The organism is Bacillus pseudomycoides DSM 12442 (assembly GCF_000161455.1).
Taxonomy (GTDB): domain Bacteria; phylum Bacillota; class Bacilli; order Bacillales; family Bacillaceae_G; genus Bacillus_A; species Bacillus_A pseudomycoides.
Genome location: NZ_CM000745.1, coordinates 3000611 through 3017749, shown reverse-complemented (window position 1 = coordinate 3017749; position 17139 = coordinate 3000611). Strand labels below are relative to the sequence as shown.

The 17139-nt window shown below is 35.9% G+C and carries 16 protein-coding genes and 2 pseudogenes; 3 read left to right on the top strand and 15 right to left on the bottom strand.

The window, feature by feature from the left end; all coding sequences use genetic code 11:
- Positions 1-47 precede the first annotated feature (47 nt).
- The 4 genes and pseudogenes from BPMYX0001_RS15195 to BPMYX0001_RS15185 all read right to left on the bottom strand — a co-directional run bounded on the left by BPMYX0001_RS15195 (position 48) and on the right by BPMYX0001_RS15185 (position 3147).
- A complete protein-coding gene (locus BPMYX0001_RS15195) occupies positions 48-491 on the bottom strand; it encodes an NUDIX hydrolase (protein WP_050774414.1) in 444 nt (147 codons plus the stop codon).
- Between the two features lie 162 nt (positions 492-653).
- A pseudogene (locus BPMYX0001_RS30970) lies at positions 654-955 on the bottom strand (acetyl-CoA C-acyltransferase); the annotation flags it as partial.
- 7 nt (positions 956-962) lie between these two features.
- A complete protein-coding gene (locus BPMYX0001_RS15190; protein ID WP_006095636.1) occupies positions 963-2582 on the bottom strand; it encodes a long-chain fatty acid--CoA ligase in 1620 nt (539 codons plus the stop codon).
- Positions 2583-2943: 361 nt separating this feature from the next.
- Positions 2944-3147 carry a hypothetical protein gene (locus BPMYX0001_RS15185; protein WP_003199126.1) on the bottom strand — a complete coding sequence of 68 codons (204 nt, stop codon included), beginning with the start codon at positions 3145-3147 and terminating at the stop codon, positions 2944-2946.
- Between the two features lie 318 nt (positions 3148-3465).
- Between BPMYX0001_RS15185 and BPMYX0001_RS33670 the strand changes: the two genes are divergently transcribed.
- Entirely contained in the window at positions 3466-3633 is a 168-nt protein-coding gene (locus BPMYX0001_RS33670; protein ID WP_029427144.1) for a CsbD family protein, read from the top strand.
- Positions 3634-3656: 23 nt separating this feature from the next.
- Here the strand turns inward: BPMYX0001_RS33670 and BPMYX0001_RS15175 are convergent, their stop codons facing one another.
- The 3 genes from BPMYX0001_RS15175 to BPMYX0001_RS15165 are packed head-to-tail and all read right to left on the bottom strand — an operon-like array spanning position 3657 to position 5196.
- The gene (locus BPMYX0001_RS15175) at positions 3657-3905 is read right to left on the bottom strand and encodes a DUF2164 domain-containing protein (RefSeq protein ID WP_006095634.1); all 249 of its coding nucleotides are present in this window, start codon (positions 3903-3905) and stop codon (positions 3657-3659) included.
- Positions 3906-3920: 15 nt separating this feature from the next.
- Positions 3921-4379, bottom strand: a complete 459-nt coding sequence (locus tag BPMYX0001_RS15170; protein ID WP_006095633.1) for a peptidoglycan recognition protein family protein — start codon at positions 4377-4379, stop codon at positions 3921-3923.
- A gap of 13 nt (positions 4380-4392) precedes the next feature.
- The gene (locus tag BPMYX0001_RS15165; RefSeq protein ID WP_018781477.1) at positions 4393-5196 is read right to left on the bottom strand and encodes a protein phosphatase 2C domain-containing protein; all 804 of its coding nucleotides are present in this window, start codon (positions 5194-5196) and stop codon (positions 4393-4395) included.
- Between the two features lie 149 nt (positions 5197-5345).
- On the opposite strand from BPMYX0001_RS15165, the gene BPMYX0001_RS15160 reads away from it, so the two are divergent.
- Positions 5346-6155, top strand: coding sequence for a YitT family protein (locus BPMYX0001_RS15160; protein ID WP_018781476.1), 810 nt, complete (start codon positions 5346-5348; stop codon positions 6153-6155).
- 28 nt (positions 6156-6183) lie between these two features.
- Here BPMYX0001_RS15160 and BPMYX0001_RS15155 read toward each other — a convergent pair whose 3' ends face one another.
- On the bottom strand, positions 6184-6552 hold the full coding sequence (locus BPMYX0001_RS15155; RefSeq protein WP_006095630.1) for a VOC family protein: 369 nt from the start codon (positions 6550-6552) through the stop codon (positions 6184-6186).
- A gap of 276 nt (positions 6553-6828) precedes the next feature.
- Here BPMYX0001_RS15155 and BPMYX0001_RS15150 point away from each other — a divergent pair, with 276 nt between their 5' ends.
- Positions 6829-8370 (top strand): BA3702 family sensor histidine kinase, encoded by a 1542-nt coding sequence (locus BPMYX0001_RS15150; protein ID WP_018781475.1) that lies wholly within the window; start codon positions 6829-6831, stop codon positions 8368-8370.
- 71 nt (positions 8371-8441) lie between these two features.
- On the opposite strand, the pseudogene BPMYX0001_RS34110 reads toward BPMYX0001_RS15150, so the two are convergent.
- From BPMYX0001_RS34110 to hutU, 7 genes and pseudogenes are all read right to left on the bottom strand, one after another.
- Positions 8442-8609: pseudogene (locus BPMYX0001_RS34110) on the bottom strand (sodium:proline symporter); the annotation flags it as partial.
- A gap of 22 nt (positions 8610-8631) precedes the next feature.
- A complete protein-coding gene (locus BPMYX0001_RS15145) occupies positions 8632-10206 on the bottom strand; it encodes an FMN-binding glutamate synthase family protein (RefSeq protein ID WP_006095628.1) in 1575 nt (524 codons plus the stop codon).
- A 90-nt stretch (positions 10207-10296) separates the two neighbouring features.
- Positions 10297-11424, bottom strand: coding sequence for an alkene reductase (locus BPMYX0001_RS15140; RefSeq protein ID WP_006095627.1), 1128 nt, complete (start codon positions 11422-11424; stop codon positions 10297-10299).
- Between the two features lie 682 nt (positions 11425-12106).
- Complete coding sequence (locus tag BPMYX0001_RS15135; RefSeq protein WP_170959242.1) at positions 12107-12568, bottom strand: CarD family transcriptional regulator; 462 nt, start codon at positions 12566-12568, stop codon at positions 12107-12109.
- 666 nt (positions 12569-13234) lie between these two features.
- On the bottom strand, positions 13235-14206 hold the full coding sequence (gene hutG, locus BPMYX0001_RS15130; RefSeq protein WP_033799042.1) for a formimidoylglutamase: 972 nt from the start codon (positions 14204-14206) through the stop codon (positions 13235-13237).
- Positions 14185-15456 carry an imidazolonepropionase gene (gene hutI, locus BPMYX0001_RS15125; RefSeq protein ID WP_006095624.1) on the bottom strand — a complete coding sequence of 424 codons (1272 nt, stop codon included), beginning with the start codon at positions 15454-15456 and terminating at the stop codon, positions 14185-14187. Before hutI ends, hutG begins: the two co-directional genes overlap by 22 nt.
- 12 nt (positions 15457-15468) lie before the next feature.
- Positions 15469-17127: a urocanate hydratase gene (gene hutU, locus BPMYX0001_RS15120; RefSeq protein WP_006095623.1), complete on the bottom strand. Its 1659-nt coding sequence runs from the start codon at positions 17125-17127 to the stop codon at positions 15469-15471.
- Positions 17128-17139: the final 12 nt, after the last annotated feature.

The window sequence follows — 17139 nt, the reverse complement described above, 5'->3', positions numbered from 1 at the left end:
TACAATCTAAAGGATAGCCTGATGCTATCCTTTAGATTTTTATCTACTTACAAGCCAATATTTTGTTTCAATCCTTGATAAGTTCCTGCATTAGGAAATCCTTTTTCAATAAGTTCAATAAATGCCTCAGAAAAATGATAATTTCGTAATTCTGTTAGTGGTACCATCTTCACATCATGGATTGGATTATGATCGAATTCATTAGACGGTAGCTTTATTTCTCCCGACACCCTTTCAAGTAAAAACGTAATATGTACTAGTGATGGCGTAACATCCGGTTTATCACAAATATATAGTAATTTCTTAATTCTAGTTTCCAATCCCGTCTCTTCTCTCATTTCTCGAATCATAGCTTCTTCTAACATTTCTCCACCCTCTACTCTTCCGCCTGGTAAAGACCAATTTCGATCAGAAACTTTTTGTTTTACAATTAAAAGGTTTTCTTTCTCAATCAAAATTCCAGTTACTCGAACTTGTAATAAATGATTCATATAGTCTCCTCTTTTCATTCTATACATATGACTTCCAAGCTATATAATTCTAGATTATTAGCTAAACCCCTTCCACAAAAGGAACGTACGTTTTATAATTAAAGAAAATTATGGAAGAAAGAAGCGATTTCTATGCGTCCGCCTTTAACAAGAAACATACTAATGGAATAAACGAGTCACAAGCATAGCTCCTGATGCACCGTAAGGATGACCGAGTGCAATTACTCCACCGTTTACATTTAACTTTTCATAGGAAATTTGTAATTCTTGCGCACAGGCCACGATCCTGGCAGCAAGGCCTCATTCATTTCAATATAATCAACATCGTCTATTGATAAGTTCTGATCTTGCAATAACTTTTGCACAGCAAATATAGGTCCACCCCCTGGTAAATGCTGATTTACACCAATAACAGCACTATGAACAAACCGAAGAATTGGTTTGTTCCCAGGTTTATGAGCCTTTTCTTAATTACTTTTCGATATCTTTATGCAAATGCTCTAATTCTTTTCGTAACTCTTGTTTCAAAAATTTACCAACTGATGTTTTAGGGATCTCCTCCATAAAAACGATATCATCCGGCAACCACCACTTCGCAAACTGCGGTCGTAAAAATTCATATAATTCTTCTTTCGTTACAGAACTATTTTGTTTTTGCACAACACATGCAACAGGTCTCTCCTGCCACTGAGGATGAGGTACTGCGACAACTGCAGCTTCAAATACAGCCTCATGTGCCATTAAAGCATTTTCTAAATCTACAGATGAAATCCACTCACCCCCACTTTTAATAACATCTTTTGCGCGATCAACAATTTTAACGCAGCCCTCCTCATCAACTGTAATAACATCCCCTGTATATAACCAACCATCACGGAAACCTTCTATAGTGCGTTCGTCATTATAGTAACTTGCAGCTATCCATGGTGCTCGTAAACATAATTCTCCCATTTCAGCTCCGTCCCATTTCACTTCCCCATTTACTCCCACTACTTTCATTTCAACGCCTGGTACAAGATATCCTTGCTTTGATCGAATTTCCAGTTGCTCTTCATAGGATAAATCTGTTTCATAGCTTTTTAACCGTGCAAGTGTCACAAGTGGACTTGTTTCCGTCATACCGTATGCATGCACAAAAGGAACACTATGTTTTTGTTCGAATGCAGCTATCACACTTTTAGGTGCAGCAGCACCCCCACATAAAATCCGCTTCATACTTGATAAATCATAGTTATTATTTTCTAATTCTTGTAAAACACCAAGCCAAATCGTTGGTACACCAGCAGCCAACGTCACTTTTTCATCCTGGATCATTTCAAGTAATATTTTCGGTGTAAACATCGGACCAGGTAAAACTTGTTTTGATCCAAACCACGTTGCTGCAAAAGGTAATCCCCAAGCATTCACATGAAACATTGGAACAATTGCCATTGCTGCATCACTTTCAGATAATGCAGCTGTATCTGCTAATCCTAGAGTCATACAATGAAGTACCGTACTACGATGTGTATATACAACACCTTTTGGGTTACCTGTTGTCGCTGACGTATAACACATACCTGCCGGTGTGTTTTCATCAATATCTTTTAAGAATTGGAAATCAGGATCCCCTTCTGTAAGAAGCTGTTCGTAGTGATAGACCGGCTCTAGTGAAGTTTCTGGAAGTTCTTTTTTGTCGGTCATAATGATGTATGCTTGTACAGTCAATAATTTACTTTGAATTTTTTCAACGAGGGGTACGAGATCTTCATCAACGAGTAAAATGCGATCTTCCGCATGTCCAATAATATAGGAAATATGCTGTGCAGATAAACGAATATTAATAGTGTGCAAGACAGATCCAATACTCGGAATAGCAAAATACGCTTCCACATGACGATGATGATTCCACGCTAAAGTCCCAACTCGTTCTCCCTCTTTTATCCCTAATTTCTGTAACGCACTAGAGAGTCTCCTTGTTCTTTCTCCTAATTGCTTGTATGTTAAAGTTGTTATAGTATCATGTGTACGCGAAACAATTTCTTTTTTTGGAAACAACTTTTCTGCCCTTTCTATCATTGAACTAATTGTTAATGGTACATTCATCATCATATTTCTCCCAACCTCCTATTAAAGCGTTTTCATTTTTAGACATTATACCAAACTTTCGCACTTATAAGTTTTATTTTTCTGTATTTTCAGAATTATTTCCGAAGAAATATTTCTTCTAGCACACACCTCTCATAGAAAACAGAGAGTGACTCCTTTATAAACCACTCTCTGTCTTTTTGAACATATGTATCACACAAAATCGCATACCTCTTCATATCACGACATGTTCTTTTTACAAATACATCATTTTTAATTATTTTTTTGAATTATATTCGAATATATCAAGAATATCTCGTATATGTATCAGACATAATATTAATCGATTTGTATAAGGCATTGGATATGAATGCTTTTCTTCTATTTATATTGGTTTCTGCTTGAACTTTTGATAATTTCGCACTTTCAACAAAAGTATACTTCCACAATCCGTACAAATATAAGCATCTACTGGAGAAGACGTAAACATCGTTTCTTTTTTTCTTATTTGCGCATATCCAACAAACTCACCTTCCCCAATATTGCTAGAGCCACAATAAGAGCATGTATGTATCTCTTTCTTTCGCATGAGAGCACCACCTTCGTTCTGTTTCTACTCCCTTCGACAGCAATCTTCCAATTTCCTTCCATAAAAAATCCTACTTCTCCTAAATTTTAAAAGGAAAAATAACCTTAGGGTCGTATTCATACATTGTAAATACATATTACATTATTTTTTGGAGGTAAAATATTGAACTCTACTATTACACTTCATTCAGCAAAAGTAATCGAACAAGCAGAAATCAACATGTTATCCGCTAGATTATTAGCTTTGCAAACAATGGAAAAAAATCCAATGCAAGTAGATATCAAGCAATTTGAAAATGCGACTGCATTTTCATCAAAAATTATTTCCGGGCCTTCCTTTAATACAGTAAAAGGTGAAGTAAAAGAAGTTGTTGGGAAAGTAACTGACAATAAGGAATTACAAGCTACAGGTAAATGGGATAAGATAAAAGGCACCGTGAAGCATACTGTGGGTAATGTAACAGAGAAAGTACATGAACATAAATAAAACGAGCCTATTTAAGGCCCGTTTTATTTACCATCCTGTTTTTCTAGCACGTATAAATCCTCTTCTATGTTCGACAACTTATCTGTAATTAACTTTCTCGCATCTCCAATCGCTTGGTTATATGCATATGGTCCAAGTAATTTTATCATTTCTTCTATTAAACGCTCTGCTTGAAAACGTCCGATTGTATCTAAGTCTTCCTCTTCAAAAAACCTCTGAATTTGTTCTACAAGCTCATCTTTCTTTTCATTTGGTATTTTTACATTCATCATGAATCCTCTTCTCCTCTATATTTGAGATAATGTTTTCCTTAACTCTACCATAGAAAAACGTGTTCCTGGGCAAGTTTTTGTGACACCTTCTAATTCCCGATGACCAAGTATATGTTCTTCACATATAGAAAACTTCTTCATAAACCACTTACATAGTGAATGTAAAGAATCGATTTGCGCTAAAGTCGGATCATATTTATCAAAATTACCTGTCATACAAATCCCTATCGTTTTGCTATTATATCCTTTTGCATGGGCTCCAATGTATAATCCTCTACCTTCAAACACCGTCCCATCTTCTTCAATAAAATAATTATATCCGATGCCACTCCATCCTCGTACCTTTTGATGGAATTCATGTGTTTTATACACATCCCATCCATCTTCAGCAGTGTGATGAATGATGAGTTTTGTTACGTTTTGTAAAGGCTGCAATTCATCTTGAAACGTCAGTTTTGCTTGCTTAAATTCCATTCAGGATCCTCCTTTACAACTCAATCATGATTATCGTTTTATCATCTGGTCGAATCCGTTTTTGTTCTTCTAATTCTTCTATTATAGAAACATATTCTTTTATACCATGCATGCTTACATATTGTACTGTTTGCTCAAGTGACCAGTCTGGGTGAAATAATCCATCCGAACAAATAAATATTCCTTTCATTTCAGAAAGTGGAAATTCTCCTTGTTGGATCCAAGTAATTGCTTCCGACATCCCATTTGCTACTGAATACCCATTTGGCATATTGGCAAGATAACGATTATATTTTAGTTGCTGCCTAATGTCATTAAATATATATTCTTCCGGTACAAGAAGTCCCTTTTTCCTATCTTCTTCACGCTTTCTTTTCGCTCGTGCACTAATTCCTTTCACTGTATCTTTTGTTAACACCTTTATGGTTTCATCACGCAATGTAACAACAATCATACAGTCACCAAGTTGAGCATATTGAATGCTTCTATCCTTTATACGAACTACAGCAATACATGTACACCATACATGATCTTTCTTTGTTATATCAATCTCATAATCTATCATTTTTTCTTGTAACACTTCGTTTGCGCTTGCAATTGCTTTTTGCAAACTTGTCACTTCTTTTAGCGATGTAAAATGACTTGCAAACACGTTTGAAGCTAGATATGCTCCATTATGCCCCTCTTCATCTTGAAACGGGACAAGTGGCGTTGCACCATCGCATACACCATAGATTTTCAATCCTTCATTACAAAAAAACGAATCCTCACACTCCTGCTTCAAAGGACTTTTCTGTTGATACATTTGAATTTTCATATTTTTACACCCCTTTAATGAAATATGTAAAAATAATTTGATTTTTCGAATCAGTCTAACTTCCCGAAATAAACTGTTTTCCCCTAATACTTTCAATTTCATATATAATCTTGAAATAATATGATTTTTTAGTGAAGGACGGGAAAAAGATGGTCAGATTTCTTGGAGTTATCATTGGTTCTATCATTATTGCAGTTGCCTTTAATCTTTTCCTTATCCCCCACAAGATTTTGAGTAGTGGAATTGGTGGAATTGCTATTATCTTAGGAATTGTAACCCCTGTAAACACAGGAATTATTAACTTTGCATTAAACTTACCTATTCTTATTTTAGGGTACATAGGTCTTGGAAAAAAAGTAATTTTTAATACAGTTGTCTCTGTTGTAGTATTATCTGCAGCATTATACTGGATTCCAGTACAAATCGTCGCAAAAGATCCCCTTCTTTCTTCCATATTTGGCGGCGTAATTGCAGGGGCAGGAATTGGCCTTGTCTTTAATTGTCATGGTTCCACAGGTGGATTTGATATTATCGGTATGCTACTATCTCGCAAAAAAGATATTAAACTTGGTGGACTCCTCATTATTTTAAATACAGTCGTTGTTGTCATTGCTGGATTTTTCTTTGATTGGGATGTAGCATTAACGAGTTTACTTTCAATCTATGTAACAGGTAAAGTAATTGATGCTATTCATACGAAACATCGTAAAGTTACACTTATGATTGTAACAAATCAAGCTGAAGAAATGAAAAAGAAACTCCTTTCAACTGTTGTGCGAGGAATTACACTTCTTGATGGTGAAGGTGCGTATTCAAGTGAGAAAAAACGTGTACTTATGACTGTTGTTTCACGTGAAGAGCTTGCTGATATGAAACTAGCCATTTCTGAAATTGATCCACAAGCATTCGTTAATATTACGGAGACTGTTGAAGTATTAGGGTTATTTAGGAGAGGTTAAAAAACTAGGTGAAGTTCCACCTAGTTTTTTATTTATTCTCCATAAATTCTAGTCTATTCCCAAATGGATCTGAAACATAAAATCTAATTATATCTGGACGAGCATAATCATCTATGACTTGAATCCCTTGCCCGATTAGTTTTCCCTTAAATTCATCGATCCCCTGAACATAAAAAGCTGGATGCGCTTTTTTAGCCGGAGAAAAAGTTTGTTCAACTCCTATATGAATTTCTTGATTTCCACAACGAAACCAACAACCGCCACGTTTTCTTAATTCTTCTGGTTTCGGAATTTCTTCTAAACCTATTTTATATCCATAAAAGTCTCTTGCCTCTTCTTCACACCCTACAGGTGCTGCTACTTGTACATGGTCAATCCCTTGAATATAACCTGCCATATCTCTCTCCTCCTTTATATTTTCATTTTATAGTATACTGCTTTAAAAATAACTTATATAAACTTTATAAAACTCCATAAGATTTACTTAACAGCCACAGGCATATCATTTGTTCTATAATGAAGAAGGTGTTTTAATAACAACTTAATCGAAAAGAATTAAAATGCACATTATTCTGTAAATTTGTTTTTTATAGAAATATATAATGTTTTTCATATATTATATTTATAATAGGTATTGAATCTGTTTTAGATGCTAGTGCACGGAGGAAAAATTATGAGTCGGAAAAAGTTCTCATCTATTCAAAAAAATCGTCATTCGGCTATACCCCGCCGTTTGCGAAATCATATTCAAAATTGTACTTTAACAGAAATGTACGCATCTCTTTTTGAACATAATCCTGATGGTATTATTTCATTGAACTTACAAGGAATCATATTACATATTAATCCCTCTGCGGAAAAAATATTGGGATATACTTCAGAGGAATTAGAAAGAAAAACAATTACTTCTATTATAGAAGCACATATTTCTGATCAAGTACTGCAATTTATAAAAAATACTACAGCTGATAATCAAGAGGAATACATACTTTCTATCCACCATAAAGATGGATATCAAATAGATGTAGTTACAAAATTAGTCCCTATTTTTATTCAAAAGCATCTCTCAGGTGTATATGCAATTATGAAGCCACTCGAGAAATCTGAAAGAATCGAAAAAATGTTAAAAGAGAGCGAAAAACGATTGCGCACATTGATGGACTCAATGCCTGCCTTTGTCATCTTTAAAGATCATGAAGGGCGCTGGCTTGAAGCAAATGATTACGCACTTTCTTGCTTTGATTTTCATGATGTTCCTTATCACGGAAAAAAAGATAGTGAACTCGTTCAATATAATGAAGCGTACCGCGAAGCATTTTTACATTGTGAACAAATTGATGAACTCGCATGGCAACAAAAAAAAATTATTCATGGCGAAGAATTTATTATTCATAAAAGTACGTCCAACCTTATCTTGGATCTTTCAAAAGTTCCACTCTTCCATCCTGATGGCTCACGAAAAGGCCTTATTGTTATGGGCAGGGATGTTACTGAATTAAAGAAAACAGAAAAATTACTACGAAAATCTGAAAAATTAGCAGTAGTCGGACAACTAACAGCAGGAATCGCTCATGAAATCCGCAACCCGTTAACGGCCTTAAAGGGATTCTTAACATTATTGCAACCCGATATTAGCGAACAAAACAAATGGTATATAGATGTTATGCTAAGCGAAATTTCACAAATGGAATCCATTACAAGTCAATTTATGGCAATGTCTAAGCCACAAGTGTTATCTATTCATTCTCACCAAATCCAATCATTAATTGAAGAAGTAGTAACCTTTATTTTACCTACCGCCATCATGCATAGTACACATATTATTATGGATCATCTTTCGACTATGCCAGAAATTCAATGTGATGGTAATCAACTAAAGCAAGTCTTTATTAATGTACTTAAAAATGCGATTGAAGCCATGCCTCGCGGAGGAAATATTTTCATCCAAACAAAGCAAGTAGATGAGAATTTCATTTTAATCCGTATTATAGATGAGGGGTGTGGCATTCCAGAAGATCGTATTTCTCGTTTAGGAGAACCTTTTTATAGTTTGAAAGAAAAAGGAACTGGATTAGGCTTAATGATGTGCTACAAAATAATCGAAGAACATTACGGTAAACTTCAAATCTCAAGTGAGTTAAATAAAGGAACAACTGTAGATATTCGATTACCCATCTCACCGCTACCAAATAATAACGAAATGGAAAAAGAGTAAATAGATCTTTCTATTTACTCTTTTTATAGTAATTTACTAATATTTTATTCTGTCGCTTGCTCCAGTATTGTTTACATCTCATCAAATTCGTGATGTACAACTTTTTCAAATTCATTTGTTAGCAAGCTGACTATTATCATAGCTAGTAAACTTGACGAAAATCCTGGTACCATTTCATACATCATTTCTTTTAGACTTGGAATTTATACCCAAGCAATAACTGCCACAACACCAACGATCTAATGTTTCGCGCTATTTCTCTCACTTTTCACCTACTACTGGAAATAATTTCGATAACGGAATAACTCTACCTGTTTCATCTTTAAATACAATGTGATCCCTTGTTAAATGCCGTGGACTTTTCACCCCTGCCGCTGCTGATAACGCAAACAAACTATATCTCATGCTCACAATATAATTCATCACGCGCCACTTTTTTTCATTGTGGTCTAATGCCTTTTGATAATGTGGATTCGTTGTCGCAACCCCCGAAGGACATTGTCCGGAATGACACTGAAGTGCCATAATACATCCACTTGCCATCATAAATCCGCGCGCAGAATTTACTGCATCGGCACCAATTGCTAAGGCTATTGCTACTTTATCGGGTGTTACTAATTTTCCCGATGCAAAAACTTTCAACTTATCTCGAACATTAAAACGACAGGCTGTATCAACAAACGTAATGAGTGCTGGTATAAGTGGTATCCCCATACTATCTGCCATCGATTTATAAGTGGCACCAGAACCTCCTTCCGAGCCATCAATTGTAATAAAATCTGGATAAATATTTAATTCCTTCATCGTTTGTAATAACTCTTCTAGCGGTTTTTGTTGCCCGATAACTATTTTCATTCCAACTGGTTTATCACCTTTTTCTTGCAAATCATGAATAAAACGTAAGGCGTCTTTAGCATAATGTAAAAACGCAAAACGATTTGGCGAATTTATCGTTTCCCCTTCTTTTACTTTTCGAACAGCAGCTATTTTCCGATTCACTTTTTGTCCCTCTAAATGTCCACCGCGTATTTTTGCACCTTGCCCAAATTTCAGTTCGAATGCTTTAATATTCGGCTCTTTAGCTTTAACTACGAACTCATCCATTGAAAAATTCCCCTCTTCATCACGGTATCCAAATAAACCTGGACCGATTTGAGCAATAATATTTGCACCTGTTTGTATATGCTCTGGAATTACACCACCCTCACCTGTATTAATCCATGACCCCCCTGCCATTTTTGATCCATATCCTGTAGATAAAATATAATTTTCACCAATTGCACCATAAGAAGTAGCAGATGCCCCAAACATTCCATATATTTTCCATGGAAACTTACGATTCTCTCCAACTACAATTGCATCATCTTCTTCATATAGCCAAAGATTTGTTTCATCTGCAGTTAATTTTTCTTTTCTAGAAAACACACCTTCTTTATGAATTACATATTTTTTTGCAGCACGCTCTTCAGAAAGGTCCACATTGAGTTCTTCTGTAAGAACTGGAAATAGAGTGTTTGCAATATAATATCCAGATGCATCAAAATCCCGTTTCGAGCCAAAACCTAGAACTTCAGATCGATATTTTGCTAAAAACATTACACTTTGAAAATCATAACGTGAAAAAGGTTTTCCATCTGTATCATTATCAAACCAATATTGCCGAAATTCAGGCCCTATCTTCTCCAGTAAAAAACGCATCCTTCCTAGATACGGATGGAGTTTCAATATAGAATGATGTGTTCGTTTCTTAATAAAAAATGTAGCCATAAAAAAGATAATGAACAGCAAGATTAACAATAATAATATACTAATAATAACGAGTAGCGTTTCATTCATTTTCGCTTCCCCCCTATCATGCCATTCTCTTATATTTTTTGCTTACATAATAAAAGAAGAACACCTTATGTGCTCTTCTTTTATTATTATTCATATCAATGTAGCAAGATGCTGTTTTGCATCGTATTCCTCTAAACTTTCCCCGCGTTTAACACGATGAACAAAATCCGGATTAGAAATCAATGGTCTACCAAATGCTGCTACATCAATTGTTCCTTCTTGTAGTGCTTCTTCTGCCTCTTTTGGATTTAAATTCCCCACTCCTACAATTATACCATTCCAATATTTACGAACTAATTGATGTAAGTTTTTTCCGTCAGCTATAACTTGCATATAATTCATTGTGGAAGGGTGGATCATCGTTAGTCCTACTTCATGGAACATCTCTACGAAAGTTTGAATTGCCTCTTCAGGATCTTCCCACATATAGCTTGGATTATCACCTTTAAATGCAGAAAAACGAATAAGTGTTTTATCTGCACCAACTGCGCTTATAACAGCTTGTAATACTTCTTTCATAAACGTTAACCTTTGTTCTAAGTCTCCGCCATATTGATCCTTTCGATGATTCGCAATTTCATAAGCGAATTGATCAATTAAATACCCATGTGCCCCATGAATTTCTACCCCATCGAAGCCTGCTTCTATCGCATTCCTAGCAGCTTGCGCATACTGTTCGATAGTCTCTTGAATTTCTTCTATCGTCATCGCTTCTGGCTTATCAAAAGGCTTCCGAAAACGTGGGACATTTCCTTGAGCAGCAATCGCAGAAGGTGCTTGTGGTAAGAATCCACCTGTTAGTTCATGATGGCTCATACGTCCTACATGCCATATTTGCGCAATAATTGTTCCACCTTCTTTATGTACTGCATCTGTTACTAACTTCCAAGAATCAATTTGCTCCCCGGTATAAATACCTGGGACACCTGGATTCCCCTTCGCTCTTGGGCTAATTATAATTCCTTCCGTAATAATTAGACCAACACCATCTGCCGCACGTTTACGGTAATACTGGACTACGTCAGCTCCAACTACTCCTGTTTCATCATTAGCAAAACAACGCGTCATCGGTGCCATTGCCACGCGATTCCGAAGAGACCAAGCACCCATTTGAATTGGATCAAACAGCTTTGTCTCTTCAATATTTTGAAAAGATCCCCAATTGTTTATATTCGTGCCTTCATATATACTTGCTGCTTTACTATTTGAACTTGCCATCCTGTTTCCCCCTTAATTCAATATTATTTCAATAAATCATTAAAAAACTAACTATACACGCATCATAATTCCTCCTATATAACAACGTCAATTTACACGCCCTTATTGTAGAATATCCGTATATTAAACATCGATAATACCCATTTCTCCATAGCTGTACTCCTTTTTTACTTCTCAATTGATTATTGTTATGTAGATAAAATTAAAAATGGTTTCCTAATTAGGAAACCATTTTTATAGTTGACCATATGACGCTAGCAATTTATTTATCTTTTTTACGCAAAGAAGATAAATAATTACTATCTCCTCAGATGTGAAAAATTCTTAACGATAGAAGTGAGATTGATTAATTATTCTTCTAGAAATAATAACTTATATATACCTAAAACAATGAAAGCCCTACCTCTCTTTCATCCTTACGGCTCCTTGTCCGTGCCAGTGTGAATCAGGATTACAAAAATCAAGTAACTATTTTATCGAGTCATTTAATAAAATTTCGAACATTCGTAAAAGAAATTAAAAAATAAAAATGGATTAGATTGTAGAAATAACAAAAGAGGTTAATGCTCTAAAAGTGGTTTGAAAGAGTTGAATGTCTTTGAAATGATTGATTCTTTATAATTATATTCCCAAAAAATTCAAAATCTTTTTTTGGGATGTAATACATTATCTATAATGAACCTTAACAAAAGCTTTTCATTTGATTTTCTGTGATACCTTTAATCAATCCCAGTTCACTAATCAAAAATTCATGTGCGTTATCTAACATTTTCTTTTCGCTTGCATTAAGTGCTTTTTCTTTCTGCATACGCATTAAATCACGTACAACTTCAGCACCTTCTTGTATTTTACCCGTTTTTATTTTATCTGTGTTCACTTTATACCTTTGTTTCCACGTAAGTAATCTATCTGATTCTCCATGCTGAAAAATATCTATGATGCGTGTTAATGCCGTTATATCCGTAACTGGTCGTATATTTGAACTCAATATTTTTCCCGTAGGAATCATTACTTCCATATTACTGGCCGACATTTTTATGACATAATACTGTTGTTTTTCTCCTGAGATTTCCTTTTCTTCTATGGCTTTAATTATACCTGCTCCTTGCATTGGATAAACAATGTTATCGCCAATTTGAAACAAATAATCCACCTCCATATATGGTAACCTTCTCAAGCTTAACATACATTTATTTTTTTAGCAAAATTTTTATAATATCACAAAATTATTTTTCGCGTCAACTTATTTCCTCTTGAAAAATAAGATTGAGAAATAATAATAATAATTCAATAAAAACAACTTCCCATTACTAGCAAAACAAAGTTCAATTTGCGAAAAACACTATCCTTTTTATTCTACAATTCCTTTATCAGAAACCTCTATGCATTTCGGGTTCAAAACTCTAATTCACCACCTAAATAATGCATTATATTAATCAGGGGATGTATATGGTGATCATTGTTCTTTGTCTACTTGCATTCTGAAATCTCGGTTAAAACGTAGATTCGTTTTTCCTTATACAAAACCAGTTTACTCTTGTATCTTTTCTTGTGTGGTACTTCTATTTTTTGACATACTTTTATTCCCATCCTTGCAAGAGTTCTTATAAATACTTAACTAGTTTGTGTTACTATTATAGGAAATGAGGTCATTTAGAAATCTTATAAAACAAAAAGTACACCACTACATATAAGAGTGATGTACCATTTTCAATATAATGTGCAACAGGATAGACAAGATATTAGCTTTAAAAACCTTCATATGCTATCACTTATCTTTACTATTACAGATTAGGAAAGACTTTTTTTCCTATATACTAACCTGCTTACTAACCGCTTCCCTTGCTAATAGGAAACTCATAATAACTTGTGCAGCTACACGACTCGTCATATCCCTAAAATCAAGTGTTGGGTCAATTTCTACAATGTCCATACCCTGAACAAGTGGTTCTTGACCAAGTGTCGTAATCGCATCGAGTAAAGTCGTACTATCCATACCACCTGGGCCAATTGCTGGACAACCTGGGGCAAATGCTTGATCTAATACGTCCATATCGACAGAAACATAAATAGCTGTAACTCCTTGTCTACGTAAACTCTCAATGCTTTCTGTAATGATATCTTTAATCGCTACCTCGCGAACATGTTTCATTGTATATACTGTGACACCATGTTCTTTTGCATACTCATGATACGTACGAGCATTGGAAAAATTACGAATACCAATTTGAACAAGCTGTTTTCCTATAATCACATCATTCTCTAGTAAGCTACGAAATGGTGTTCCATTAGACGGTCCTCCGTCTTCTAAATTACGCAAATCATGATGTGCATCGAATTGAATAATGCCAACTTTCCCTTTACTACTTGCAAAACCACTTATACTAGGAAAACTAATGGAATGATCTCCTCCAAGAATAATTGGTACCATTTGTGGATTCAATTTCGTCAAACTGCCGAGCGTTTTAGCAATACGAGCATGACTTTCTTTTATGTCTGTAACATGCATGGTAATATCACCACAATCATACAAGACACTTTCTTTCATATCATGCTCTTCTGTAATCGCATATGTGCTATATGCATCTAGCATTGCGCGAATGGTTTTCGGCGCAAAACATGCACCAGAATGACTAATAGACGGCTTAGAAAGCGGTGCGCCAATTAATGCTGCACCAAAGATTTCTTCTCCCTCTTCCCAGCCTTTAATCATATCACTCCATTTCGTTACTTCACGATCAATAAACTTTGCATTTTTCTTTAAATAGTGGCCTTGCTCCACGTTTTGTCACCTCTTGTATATGCAAGATTACCATTCTTCCATACTGTATTTACATGACTCACACCATAATGATATGGTACATACGCATAATTATATGCATCCCATAAAACTAGGTCAGCCTTACGTCCAACACGAATTTTCCCAGCAACATCGCCGCGATTGATCGCATACGCTGAGTTAACTGTTACAGCATTCCAGACTTCTTCTGGTGTCATTTTCAATTTCAACATCGCAATGCTCATAATAAGTTGAATATTTTCAGTTGGGCAACTACCTGGATTAAAATCTGTCGCTAACGCAACCGCTACACCTTCATCAATCATTTTACGCCCACGTGCAAAGCTTTCTTTATTTAAGTAGAAAGTCGTTCCTGGGAGTAACGTTGCAACTGTATTGGAATTCGCTAGCATTTCAATCCCTTTATCTGATGCTCCAACTAAATGGTCCGCTGATGCCGCACCAATTTCTGCGGCAGCTTCTGCACCGCCAAGTGGATCAATTTCATCTGCATGAATCTTCACATCAAATCCAAGTTCTTTTGCTTTTAATAAAAAGTCTTTCGATTCTTCTACAGAGAATACCCCTGTTTCACAGAAAATATCAACAAACTCAGCTAATTGTTTTTCTTTCATCTCTGGTAATAACTCTAACATCCATTGTAAAAACTCTTTTGATTTTCCTTTATACTCTTTTGGAACTGCATGTGCTCCTAAGAATGTTGAAACTAAATCAATTGGATGCTCTTTTTGCAATTGTGCCGTCGCTTCTAATTGTTTCCACTCTGTTTCATCGTCCAATCCATAGCCACTCTTTGCTTCCACTGTCGTAACACCAAATGACAACATGCGATCTAAATGAAACTTCGCCTTTTGTACGAGCTCTTCTTTCGACGCTTGTTTTGTTGCATTCACAGTTGACAGAATACCGCCGCCTTGCTCTAAAATTTCTAAATACGGCACTCCCTGTAATTTAAGAGCAATTTCATTTTCACGAGATCCACCAAATACAAGGTGCGTATGCGGATCAACAAGCCCTGGAGAAACCATTTTCCCTTCGCAATCGATGGTTTCTTTTGCTTGCAACCCTTTTGCTTCTTCCGCTGTGCCAATGAAAGTAACAATACCATTTTCAATACCCACTGCACCATTTTCGATAACAGGAAGCGTGTTCATCGCTTCCTGTCTTAACAAGCCATCTTCTTGATCCATTGTTAGCAATTGACCGATATTCGTTAGTAAAATGTCCAGCATGTTTCTTCCTCCTTATTTCATCATTGGAATGTTAACGTCTTTTTCTTTTGCTGTTTCAACAGCTAAGTCATACCCTGCGTCAACGTGGCGAACAACTCCCATTCCAGGATCAGAAGTTAATACGCGTTCAATGCGTTTTCCCGCTGCTTCTGTTCCGTCTGCAACAATAACCATTCCAGCGTGAAGTGAATACCCCATACCAACGCCACCACCGTGGTGAACAGATACCCAGCTTGCACCATTAACACTATTGATTAATGCATTTAAAATTGGCCAATCCGCTACTGCATCACTGCCATCTTTCATTGCTTCTGTTTCACGGTTCGGTGAAGCTACAGATCCACAATCTAAATGATCACGACCGATAACGATTGGTGCTGATAATTCACCGTTTGCAACCATTTCATTGATAATACGCCCGAATTTTGCACGCTCTCCGTAACCAAGCCAACAAATACGTGATGGAAGACCTTGGAACTCAACTTGCTGACGTGCCATACGAATCCAGTTACATAAATGCTCATTATCAGCAAATTCACGTAAAATTACTTCATCTGTTTTATAAATATCTTCTGGATCACCAGAAAGTGCTACCCAGCGGAATGGTCCTTTTCCTTCACAGAATAATGGACGAATAAATGCTGGAACGAATCCTGGGAAATCAAATGCATTTTTTAACCCTTCATCAAAAGCAACTTGGCGAATGTTATTACCATAATCAAATGTAATTGCACCTTTTTGTTGCATTGCAAGCATTGCTTCTACATGTTTTTTCATGCTTTCTTTTGATAATTGTACGTAGCGTTCTGGATCTTCTTCACGAAGTTTTGCCGCTTCATCTAATGAATAGCTTACTGGAACATAACCATTTAATGGATCATGTGCAGACGTTTGATCTGTCACTAAGTCTGGTGTAATATCACGTTTCACAAGCTCTGGTAAAATTTCTGCGGCATTTCCTAATAGTCCAATTGAAATTGGTTCTTTCTTCTCTTTATATTCTTTCGCAACAGCTAGTGCCTCTTCTAAAGATTCTGTGTACATATCACAATACCTTTTTTCAATACGGCGATCGATGCTGCGCTTATCTACATCAATAGCAATGACTACCCCACCGTTCATCGTAACAGCAAGAGGTTGTGCACCACCCATACCACCTAAACCAGCTGTAAGTGTTAATGTACCTTTTAATGAGCCACCAAAATGTTGGCGTGCTGCCTCTCCAAACGTTTCATATGTTCCTTGTAAAATTCCTTGTGTGCCAATATAAATCCAGCTACCAGCTGTCATTTGTCCATACATCATAAGACCCTTTTTCTCAAGTTCACGGAAGTGATCCCAATTTGCCCACTTTGGTACTAAGTTTGAATTTGCTAGAAGAACGCGTGGTGCATCTTCATGTGATTTAAAAATTGCAACTGGTTTACCAGATTGAACAAGTAATGTTTCATCACTCTCTAATGTTTTTAACGAATCAACAATTGCATGATAGCTATCCCAGTTACGAGCTGCACGACCAATGCCGCCATATACAACTAATTCTTCTGGCTTTTCAGCTACTTCAGGATCTAAATTATTCATTAACATACGGAGGGCTGCTTCTTGAATCCAGCCCTTAGTTTGTAATTCTGTTCCTCTTGGCGCGCGAATTGTTTGTTTTACGTTTTCCATTTTAATCTCTCC